Here is a 9937-nt window from a genome sequence, read left to right on the forward strand (position 1 = left end):
CCGCCGACCCGGTGCCCCCGGCCGAGCGCTCGCTCTCGGCGGTGACCTTCTGCCTGAACGCCCGCACCGTGGGCTTCCCGCTGGCGCACCACACCGTATTCTTCTCGAACGACTACCGGGCGGAGTTCGACGCGATCCGCCGCGGGCGGCTGCCGGCGGACCCGACCACCTACGTCTGCGCGCAGGACAGGGTCGGCGACGCGGCGCCGGACGGGCCGGAGCGCCTGCTCTGCCTCGTCAACGCGCCGGCCGTGGGCGAGCGGCGCTTCACGAAACCGGAGATCGACGCATGCGAGACGACGATGCGGGCACGGCTGGCGGTGTGCGGCCTGACGATCGCGGCGGCCGAGACGGCGACCACCACGCCGGCCGGCTTCGCGACGCTGTTCCCGGCGACGGGGGGCGCGCTCTACGGCCGGGCCTCGCACGGCTGGAGCGCGACGTTCAAGCGGATGGGCGCACGGACGCGGCTCCCGGGCCTGTACTTGGCGGGGGGCAGCGTGCACCCGGGGCCGGGGGTGCCGATGGCAGCGCAGTCGGGGCGGATCGCGGCGGACACGCTGCTGGCGGACAGGCGGGCGGCGCGCCCCGTTTCGACACGCCGGTCGCCCGCGACGGCTACGTCTGGTGGTACGTCGACGCCCTGAGCGCGGACGGCAGCCAGGGGCTGACCATCATCGCCTTCATCGGCAGCGTGTTCTCGCCGTACTACGCCTGGGACGCCACGCGGAACCCGTTCGAGCACTGCGCCGTCAACGTCGTCCTCTACGGCGCGCGCGAGAACCGCTTCTGCATGACTGAGCGCGGCAGCAAGTCCCTGTCGCGCGACGCGAACAGCATCCGCATCGGTCCGAGCGGCATGGCCTGGGACGGCACGGCGCTGACCATCACCCTCGACGAGACCACGGCGCCGATCCCCTCCCGGGTGCGCGGCACGGTCAAGCTCTATCCCGCCGGGATTACGCCTGGCCCCTTCACCCTCGACGCGCACGGCGCGCATCGCTGGTGGCCGATGGCGCCGTCCTCGCCCGTCGAGGTCGCCCTCGATGCGCCCGCGATGCGCTGGTCCGGCACCGCCTACTTCGACACCAACCACGGCGACACGCCGCTGGCCGACGCCTTCACGAGCTGGACCTGGTGCCGGGCCGACCTCAGCGACGGCGCGGCAATCCTCTACGACGTCCGCCGCCGCGATGGCTCGGGCCAGAACCTCTCGCTCCGCTTCGACCGCGACGGCACCCGCCGCGACATCCGCCCGCCACTCGCCGCCGCCCTGCCCGCGACGCGGTTCTGGCGCGTGCCGCGGGAGACCCGCAGCGACGACGGGCGGGCCGAGTTGGTGCGGACCTTCGAAGACACGCCGTTCTATTCCCGTTCGCTGCTCTCGGCGCGCCTTGCTGGCGAGGCGGTGCGCCCCGTCCACGAGAGCCTGTCGCTCGACCGATTCCGCAACCCGCTGGTGCGGCTGATGCTGCCGTTCCGGATGCCACGGCGGGCGTGACGGCTTGGTGCCGTCGGTTTAGCGCCGCGCCCGCCGCGCCGGAGCGGGTTGAGAGTAGCGGGTCACCCCAGCCGCTCGGCGATGTGGTCGGCGACGCGCAGCGCGTTGGCGATGATCGTCAACGTCGGGTTCACCGCGCCGATCGACGGGAAGAAGCTCGCGTCGGTGACGTAGAGGTTGTCGAGCTCGTGCGCCTTGCAATTCAGGTCGAGCACCGACGCCTTCGGGTCGGTGCCGAAGCGCAGCGTGCCGGCCTGGTGCGCGGTACCGCTTAAGGGGATGTCCTTGCCGAGGTAGAGCGAGCGCTCGAACAGGTAGGTGTAGAGGCCGCCGGGCCGGAGCAGGTCCTCGAGCTTGCCGCGCAGGCGGTCGTGCGCCTTGCGGTTGGTCTCGCGCACGTCGAGGATGACGCGGCCGTCATGGCCGAGCATCACCCGGTTGTCGGGGTGCGGCAGGTCCTCGCTCTGCAGCCAGAAATCCATGGAGTGGCGAGCCACCATGTCGAACGGGGCGTCGGGCAGGAAGCCGGTCCATTTCGGGAACTCTTCGCCGCGGATCTGTTCCGGATGCGTCTTGGCGCACATCTGGATCAGCCCCATCGGGAACTCCCAGTCCTTCGACTCGAAGTAGAAGTCCGAGACCGCGAGCGTCTTCTGGAAGACGGTGTCGTTGACCTCCTTCGAGAGCGCCATCAGCACCGACATGGTGTGGCGCATGTAGTTGCGCCCGACGTGGTCCGACCCGTTGGCGAGCCCGTTCGGATGGGCCGAATTGGCCGAGCGCAGCAGCAGCAGCGCCGAGGAGAGCGCGCCGCAGGCGACCACGACCACGTCCGCCGAGTAGCGCTCCGCCCTCCCCTCGCGGGTGACGTTGACCGCGCTCACCGTGCGGCCGGACGGGTCGGTCTCGAGCGTCGAGACGTAGGCGTTGACGAGCAGGGTGACGTTGTCGTGCCGGGCCAGCGTCGGGTCGACGGTCATCACCTGCGCGTCGGCCTTGCCGTTGAGCAGGCACGGGAACCCGTCGAAGGCGTCGCAGCGGATGCAGATGCTCGTCGGGGTCGGCTTGCCGTCGCGCTCGTCGAGCTTGATCCCGAGGGGCAAGTGGAACGGGTTGAGGCCGAGCTTGCCCCAATCGTCCGAGAGCTTCTGGATGCGCGGCTCGTGGCTGACGGGGGGGTGGTCGTAGGGGGCGCTCGACCACGGCTCGTTCGGGTCCTCGCCGCGCTGGCCGTGCACCGCGAACAGCGCCTCGGCCTGCGCGTAGTACGGTTCGAATTCTGCGTAGGAGACCGGCCAGGCCGGCGAGAGGCCGTCCACGTGGCGGACCTCGCCGAAGTCGCGCTCGCGCATCCGGAACAGGGCCGCGCCGTAGACCTTCGAGTTGCCGCCGACATAGTAGTGCAGCGCCGGGCTGAAGGTGCGCCCGTCGCCGCCGTACCAGGTCTCCTTCGCCTGGTAGGCGCCGTCGACGAAGACGGTCTTGGACGACCAGTTGTCCTGCGAGCGCGGAAGGTAGTCGCCGCGCTCCAGCAGCAGGATGCGCTTGCCGGTCTTCGCCAGCCGCGACGTCAGGGAGCCGCCGCCGGGGCCCGAGCCGATCACGATGACGTCGTAATGGTCTTCTCGCATCGGTCGGCCTCGCACTGCGGTATGCTCGAGAGAACGCGTTCGCCGGCCAACGGCACAGGGCAGGCGGCGTTCCGGGTCGGCCGGTCACGGCATCGTGCGCGCTGCGATGCAGCAAACGGGCCCGCCTCGCGCATCCGGCCGGGCAACTGCGGCGGGCGAGCGGCGTTGGCCCCACGAAACCCGATGCCGCCCCTCCCGTCTCCCTGCTTGGATCCCTCAATGCCCGTCACCCCAGGCGCCCGATGACGTGGTTCGATCTCGTGGCTTTGCCGCTGCTGGCGAAGGTCTGCCTCGTCTTCATGTTTCCGCTCAGCGCCTACGACAAGGTCGCGCACTGGGACGAGGCGATGGAGCAGGCACGCTCAGGCCCCCTGCCCTTCCCGGCGCTGCTGCTCGTGCTCGGCATCCTCGTCGAGGCGGTGACGCCGGTGCTGATCGTCGTCGGCGTTTTCGACCGCGCGGCGGCCTTCGTGCTCGCCGGCTTCTGTGCGGTCACCGCGCTGATGTACCACCCGTTCTGGCGCTTCCCGGGCTTCTGGTCGAGGGACGGCGAGGGCCGCGCCCATGTCTGGAACTTCTTCAAGAACTTCGGACTCGTGGGCGGGCTTCTGCTGGTGGTGGTCGGCGGCGCCTATGCGCCAGCCTCGCAGGTGGTCGCCCACCCGCTCTCGAGCGGTCCGCAGGCCGCCCCGGCCGTGTCCGCCGCCGACCGTTGACGACCCGCGCGCTTGTACACTCCGATAGGGAAACCGACATGGCCGATCAACAGAACGGCGGTCCGCCGCCCACGACGCCCTACTGGCACGTCTACACCGACGCCGAGGGTGTCAGCCGGCAGGAGCGCTTCGCGCTTTCGGACTTCACGTTCGAAGGCATCGACCCGCAGACCGCGCCGCAATGGAACGACAAGCAGGAGCCGTCGAAGGCCAACGTCACCTTCACGGTGCTGCCGGTCGGCTGGGTCGGGCAGTGGCACGAGAACCCGCGGCCGCAATGGATCGCGATCCTGTCGGGTCGCTGGTTCGTCGAGACCATGGACGGCACCCGCGTCGAGATGGGGCCGGGCGAGCTGATGATGGGCGAGGACCAGAACACCAGGGCGCGCGACGGACGGAAGGGCCACCTTTCCGGCACGGTCGGGACCGAGCCGTGCACGATGATCGTCACCGGCCTCGACGTGACGCCGACCGTGAACCAGCCCGGACGCTTCAAGTAGGTTTGGCGGCGATGGATGGTTTCGAGGTCACGCAGCCGCGGTTCAAGGCCTTCGTGCTGCCGAACGCGCCGCTGGAGACGCTCGCCGAAGGCTTCCGCTGGTGCGAGGGGCCGGTCTGGTTCGGCGACCGCGACGAGCTGCTGTTCTCGGACCTGCCCAACGACCGGGTGATGCGCTGGAGCGAATCCGGCGGCGTGTCGGTGTACCGTTCGGGCACCGGCTTCGAGAACGGGCACGCCCGCGACCGCGAGGGGCGCCTGCTCTCGTGCTCGCACCGCGACCGCCGGATCACCCGCACCGAACACGACGGCACGATCTCCGTCTTGGTCGAGCGCTATCGGGGGCGCCGGCTGAACTCGCCGAACGACATCGTCTGCAAGTCCGACGGGACGATCTGGTTCAGCGACCCGCCCTACGGCATCCAGACCGACTACGAGGGCGGCAAGCAGGAGGCGGAGCTTCCCGCCGCACTCTACCGCTTCGACCCGCGCGACGGCTCGCTCGACGTCGTCGCCGACGACTTCGACGGGCCGAACGGCCTCGCCTTCTCGCCCGACGAGACCAAGCTATACGTCGCCGAGAGCGGGCTGCAATTCGCCGACGACCCGAAGCGGTTCATCCGCGTCTTCGACGTCGTGCAGGACGGGTCGCTCTCGGGCGGCAGCCTCTTCCACACGGTCGAGCCGGGCTTCGCCGACGGCTTCCGCCTCGACGAGGACGGCTTCCTCTGGTCGAGCGCCGGCGACGGCGTGCATTGCATCGATCCGCACGGCGAGCGTGTCGGCAAGATCCTGGTGCCGGCGACGGTCTCGAACCTCGCCTTCGGCGGGCGCAACCGCAGCCGCCTGTTCCTCTGCGCCTCGCACACGCTGTATGCGATCTACACCAACCGGCGCGGGGCGCGCCTCCTGTGAGCGCGGGCATCCGAGGGATCACCGGCTTTGAGCGCACCGTTGCGGACCTTGCGCGGACGGAAGCGTTCTACCGCGACGGGCTCGGGTTTGCGCAGGTCGGGTCGATCGAGCCGCTGCCGGCGGCAATCGCCGACGCTTACGGCTCAGACGGCGCCGTGGCCGCGCGCCTGACGATGCGGCTCGGCGCACAGTTCGTGGCGTTCCTGGCCTTCGACCCGCCGGGTGCGCCTTACCCGGATGTGCCGCTCGCGAACGATCCGGTGTTCCAGCATCTCGCGATCCCCGTGCGTGCGATGGAGGCCGCCCACGCGCAACTCCTGCGACTGTCGCCGCAGTCCATCAGCCACGGCGGGCCGCAGGTGCTGCCCGAGAGCTCGGGCGGCGTTACCGCCTACAAGTTCCGCGACCCGGACGGGCATCCCCTCGAACTGATTGCCTTCCCCGGCGGCCCGGCCGCGGAGCGATGGCGGACGGCGCCGGGCCTGTTCCTCGGCATCGACCATTCGGCGATCACCGTGACGAACCTCGATCGCGCGTTGGGCTTCTATGCCGACCTGCTCGGGTTACGCGTGGCCGGGCGCGGGCTGAACGCGGGCGAGACCCAGGCGCGCCTCGACGGTGTTCCCGATCCCGTTGTCGATGTCGTCGGCCTCGAACCGCCGGTCTGCGTCACGCCGCACCTGGAACTCCTGCATTACCGTCGGCCCGACACGAAGCGGCCGACGCCGGCCCCCTACGGCCCGCGCGACCCGGCGACGACGCGGCTCGTGTTCGAAGCCGACGACGTCACCGCCACCACGGAAGCGATCCGGCGGGCGGGCTACCGGGTCCGCCTGTCGGCCGACGGCCGCAGTGCCTACGCCGAGGGTCCGGACGGGCACGGGCTCCGGGTCGTCGGCAGCGCGGGCGGCGCGTCGGACCGGTAACCACCCTCGTCCGTTGTGCGCAATCGGGTTCTTCACTGCAACTCCAGATCGTGGCATGTGCCGTGCTCCGCCGGCCCTGTCCCAGGTGGCGGCCGCCTCGGCCCGGAGACCCGCATGACCCGTTTCCCGCTCCTCCGCCACGTCGTGATCGGCGGCGTCGTGCTCGCCGGCTTGGCCGTCGCACCGACATCCGCCGAAGAGGCCACCACCGCCGAGCAGACCGTCGACGCGATGAACAAACTGTGGGGGCAGCATCCCGGCATGCGGGCGAACCACGCCAAGGGCACGGTCGTCGAGGGCAGCTTTACCCCGAGCACAGAGGCGGCCAGGCTCAGCAAGGCCTCGGTTTTCTCCGGCCCCGCTGTTCCGGTCACCGGGCGGTTCTCGGACGCGACCGGCATCCCGACCATCCCCGACGGCTCGGCCGACGCCAACCCGCACGGGCTCTCGCTGAAGTTCAAGCTGGCCGACGGCAGCGAGATGGACGTCGTCACCAACAGCCTGAAATACTTCCCGGTCGCCACCGGCGAGGAGTTCCGCGACCTGCTCGTCGCGATCGCCAAGAGCGGGAAGGATGCCGGGACGCCGACGCCGGCCGAGGCCTTCGTTGCGAGCCATCCGGCCGCCGGCAAGGCCGGCGCCACCGCCAGGACGCCGACGAGCCTGGCGCGTCAGACCTATAACGGCGTCAACGCCTTCGTCCTCGTCGACGCGGCCGGCAAGCGGCAGGCCTTCCGCTACCGTATCGTGCCGGTGGAGGGCGAGGAGCTGCTCGCGGCCGAGGAGGGCGCCAAGCAGGCGCCGGACTACCTGATGTCCGAGATCCGCACGCGGCTCGGCACGGCACCGGTCGCCTACAAGGTGCTAGCCCAGCTCGCCGAGGCCGGCGACCGGACCGACGACGCGACCAAGCCCTGGCCCGAGGAGCGCCGGTTGGTCGACATGGGCACCCTGACGCTGACCAAGCCCGTCGCCGACAGCGCGAGCGCTGAGAAGGCGCTGCTGTATCTTCCGAACGCCCTCACCGACGGGGTCGAGGTGTCGGACGACCCGTTGATCGACGCGCGGGTCCAGGCCTACGCGGTCTCATTCGGGCGGCGCTCGCAGTAGAGGCTCGGCGCATCGCCCGTTTCACCAGATGCGGGTGACGCGGCCGTCGAAGACGGCATCGGCCGAGACCAGCGGCATCGCGTGGATCAAAGCCGTTGCCGCCAGGAGACGGTCGAACGGATCGCGATGCGGCCAATCCATGCTGCCGGCCATCAGGCAGATATCACTGGTCAGCGACGCAGATCTTCCGCCCTGCCTCAGTAGGAGGTCAACGAGGCTGTCGGCGAAGGGGGCCATGTCTGGCCATTTGCCGAGGCGGACCTTCTGACCGATCTCGAAGAACGTGATCGGACTCACATAAACGGTCGTAGCGGCAGATATGCTCTGCCGTGCCACCTGCGAGAGGCGACGATCGTTCGTCAGCGACCAAGCCCAGGTATGCGTGTCCAGAAGGAGACTTGCGCTCAACGCTCACCCTCCCACAGGGCGAGTTCCTCGGCGTTCATTGGTTCGAAGAAATCGGGACCCGAACCTGCGACCTGACCTTCCAAGAGCCCGATCTTGAAGGTGGTCTTCGGGATGGCGACCAGTTGTACGACGGGCTCGCTTCCGCGGGCGATGATGACCTCCTCGCCACGCAAAGCCGCCTCGATCAGCTTGGACAGCTGAGTCTTCGCTGCGTGAACGGTGACCTGCATGGCGAACTCTCATCGCGAAACGTCGCGATCTTAGCTAACTCGACTAACCTTTCAAGGCGCATGGACGTCGCCCGTCTGATATCGAGTCGCGAGCCGAACCCAGGACCGACACCCCGGGCTTGACGCCCCCCAGCCCCCGCGTCCAATGCCGCCGTTTCCACGGGAGGCCCCGATGCTTTTCGCCCTGCCCTTTCCGGCCATCGACCCGGTCGCCGTCGCGATCGGGCCGATCACCATCAAGTGGTACGCCCTGGCCTACATCGCCGGGCTGATCGGCGGGTGGTTCTATGCGCGCCGCCTCGTGATGGCCGAGCGCTACTGGGGCGTGGTGCGCCGTCCGACCACCGTGGACATCGACGACATGATCGTCTGGGTGGCGCTCGGCGTCGTCCTCGGCGGGCGGATCGGCTACGTGCTGTTCTACAATCTGCCGATGTACCTCGACGATCCGATGGAGATCCTGGCGATCCGCAATGGCGGCATGTCGTTCCACGGCGGCTTCCTCGGGGCGGTGCTGGCGATGCTGCTGTTCGCGCGCTCGCGCAAGCTCGGTGGCTACACGCCGCTCGACCTCGCCGCCGTGGTGGTGCCGATCGGGCTGTTTTTCGGCCGCATCGCCAACTTCGTGAACGGCGAGCTGTGGGGCCGGGTCGCGCCCGACTTCGCCTACGCCGTCGTCTTCCCCACCGGCGGCCCGCTGCCGCGCCACCCGAGCCAGCTCTACGAGGCCGCGACCGAGGGGTTGCTGCTGTTCATTGTGATGGCGCTGGCGGTGAACCGCTTCGGCTTCCGGAAGCCGGGCCTTCTCGGCGGCATCTTCGTCCTCGGCTACGCCGTCACCCGGACCGTGTGCGAGCTGTTCCGTGAGCCGGACCGCCAACTCGGCTACCTGTTCGGCGCCCATCTCGGGCCGCTGGGCGGCGGCGTGACCATGGGCATGCTGCTCTGCGTCCCGATGGCCCTCGTCGGGCTCGTCTTCATCGGGCTCGCCGCCCGCGGCGTGACGCGACCACGACACCCGGCCGAGGCCTCCCCGGTTCCCATGGCGCCGGCACCGGACGGTTCGGTGCGGCCTTGAGCGCTACGCCGCTCGGCGCCGAGATCGCCACGCTAGTCCGCGAGACCGGCCCGATCGGGATCGACCGCTACATGGCGCTTTGCCTTGGGCATCCGGTGCACGGGTACTACTACACCCGCGACCCCTTGGGCCCGCGCGGCGACTTCACCACCGCCCCCGAGATCAGCCAGATGTTCGGCGAGCTGATCGGGATCTGGATCGCCTCGGTCTGGGCTGCGATGGGGACGCCGGCCCCGCTGCGCCTGGTCGAGCTCGGCCCCGGGCGCGGCACATTGATGGCCGACGCGCTGCGGGCGCTGCGCACCGTGGCGCCGACGGCCGCGATCGACCTCCATCTCGTCGAGACCAGCCCGGTCTTGCAGACGGCGCAGACGGCGGCGCTCGCGGCCGCCGCGCCGACCTGGCATGCCGACGTCGCCGCGGTGCCGCACGGCCCGGCCATCGTGGTCGCCAACGAGTTCTTCGACTGCCTGCCCGTGCGCCAGTTCGTGCGCACCGCCCGCGGGTGGTGCGAGCGGCTGGTCGGCGTCTCGGACGGTGCGCTCGCCTTCGGGCTCGCACCGGACCCGAACCCCGCGATCGGCGCCGTCGCAGTTGAGGGCGCCGTGATGACCCTGCCCGCGCTCGCGCTCGACCTGACCCGTGCCCTGGCGCGACGCGTCCGCGACCAGGGCGGTGCCGTTCTGGTGATCGATTACGGTCATGCCCGGCCGGGCTTCGGCGATACGCTGCAGGCGGTGGCGGCGCATCGCTTCGTCGGGCCGCTCGACGCGCCGGGCGAGGCCGACCTCACGGTCCACGTCGACTTCCCGGCGCTGGCACGCGCGGCCTCGGAGGCGGGCGCCGCGATCCACGGCCCGGTCGACCAGCGCGACTTCCTCGACTCCCTAGGCCTGCCCGCCCGCGCGGCGCGGTTGACGGCG

11 protein-coding genes and 1 pseudogene are annotated in these 9937 nt (G+C 70.2%); 9 read left to right on the forward strand and 3 right to left on the reverse strand.

Going from position 1 to position 9937, the window contains the following annotated elements; translation table 11 throughout:
- Together FV222_RS09860 and FV222_RS09865 are read left to right on the forward strand one after the other, a co-directional pair.
- Positions 1 to 647 (forward strand): annotated as a pseudogene (locus FV222_RS09860) (CrtD protein); the annotation flags it as partial.
- A complete protein-coding gene (locus FV222_RS09865) occupies positions 644 to 1501 on the forward strand; it encodes a carotenoid 1,2-hydratase (protein WP_147814080.1) in 858 nt (285 codons plus the stop codon). The pseudogene FV222_RS09860 and the gene FV222_RS09865, both read left to right, overlap by 4 nt.
- A gap of 62 nt (positions 1502 to 1563) precedes the next feature.
- Here FV222_RS09865 and FV222_RS09870 read toward each other — a convergent pair whose 3' ends face one another.
- Entirely contained in the window at positions 1564 to 3132 is a 1569-nt protein-coding gene (locus tag FV222_RS09870; protein WP_147764221.1) for a GMC family oxidoreductase, read from the reverse strand.
- A 242-nt stretch (positions 3133 to 3374) separates the two neighbouring features.
- Between FV222_RS09870 and FV222_RS09875 the strand changes: the two genes are divergently transcribed.
- The 5 genes from FV222_RS09875 (at position 3375) to FV222_RS09895 (ending at position 7298) form a co-directional block, all read left to right on the forward strand.
- Positions 3375 to 3848 carry a DoxX family protein gene (locus FV222_RS09875; RefSeq protein ID WP_246685397.1) on the forward strand — a complete coding sequence of 158 codons (474 nt, stop codon included), beginning with the start codon at positions 3375 to 3377 and terminating at the stop codon, positions 3846 to 3848.
- Between the two features lie 38 nt (positions 3849 to 3886).
- Positions 3887 to 4348 (forward strand): cupin domain-containing protein, encoded by a 462-nt coding sequence (locus FV222_RS09880; protein WP_147814076.1) that lies wholly within the window; start codon positions 3887 to 3889, stop codon positions 4346 to 4348.
- Positions 4349 to 4359: 11 nt separating this feature from the next.
- On the forward strand, positions 4360 to 5262 hold the full coding sequence (locus FV222_RS09885) for an SMP-30/gluconolactonase/LRE family protein (RefSeq protein WP_147764223.1): 903 nt from the start codon (positions 4360 to 4362) through the stop codon (positions 5260 to 5262).
- Positions 5259 to 6188 carry a VOC family protein gene (locus FV222_RS09890; protein ID WP_147764224.1) on the forward strand — a complete coding sequence of 310 codons (930 nt, stop codon included), beginning with the start codon at positions 5259 to 5261 and terminating at the stop codon, positions 6186 to 6188. The genes FV222_RS09885 and FV222_RS09890 overlap by 4 nt, the downstream gene beginning before the upstream one ends.
- Positions 6189 to 6302: 114 nt before the next feature.
- Positions 6303 to 7298: a catalase family peroxidase gene (locus FV222_RS09895; protein ID WP_147764225.1), complete on the forward strand. Its 996-nt coding sequence runs from the start codon at positions 6303 to 6305 to the stop codon at positions 7296 to 7298.
- Positions 7299 to 7319: 21 nt separating this feature from the next.
- Here the strand turns inward: FV222_RS09895 and FV222_RS09900 are convergent, their stop codons facing one another.
- The gene (locus tag FV222_RS09900; RefSeq protein ID WP_147764226.1) at positions 7320 to 7706 is read right to left on the reverse strand and encodes a type II toxin-antitoxin system VapC family toxin; all 387 of its coding nucleotides are present in this window, start codon (positions 7704 to 7706) and stop codon (positions 7320 to 7322) included.
- A complete protein-coding gene (locus tag FV222_RS09905; protein WP_147764227.1) occupies positions 7703 to 7936 on the reverse strand; it encodes a type II toxin-antitoxin system Phd/YefM family antitoxin in 234 nt (77 codons plus the stop codon). Before FV222_RS09905 ends, FV222_RS09900 begins: the two co-directional genes overlap by 4 nt.
- 172 nt (positions 7937 to 8108) lie before the next feature.
- On the opposite strand from FV222_RS09905, the gene lgt reads away from it, so the two are divergent.
- Together lgt and FV222_RS09915 are read left to right on the forward strand one after the other, a co-directional pair.
- Positions 8109 to 9014 carry a prolipoprotein diacylglyceryl transferase gene (lgt, locus tag FV222_RS09910; RefSeq protein ID WP_147764228.1) on the forward strand — a complete coding sequence of 302 codons (906 nt, stop codon included), beginning with the start codon at positions 8109 to 8111 and terminating at the stop codon, positions 9012 to 9014.
- Positions 9011 to 9937, forward strand: a 927-nt coding sequence (locus tag FV222_RS09915; RefSeq protein ID WP_147814078.1) for an SAM-dependent methyltransferase, incomplete at its 3' end; no start/stop codon positions are given. The genes lgt and FV222_RS09915, both read left to right, overlap by 4 nt.

Source organism: Methylobacterium sp. WL103 (assembly GCF_008039885.1).
Lineage (GTDB): Bacteria > Pseudomonadota > Alphaproteobacteria > Rhizobiales > Beijerinckiaceae > Methylobacterium > Methylobacterium cerastii.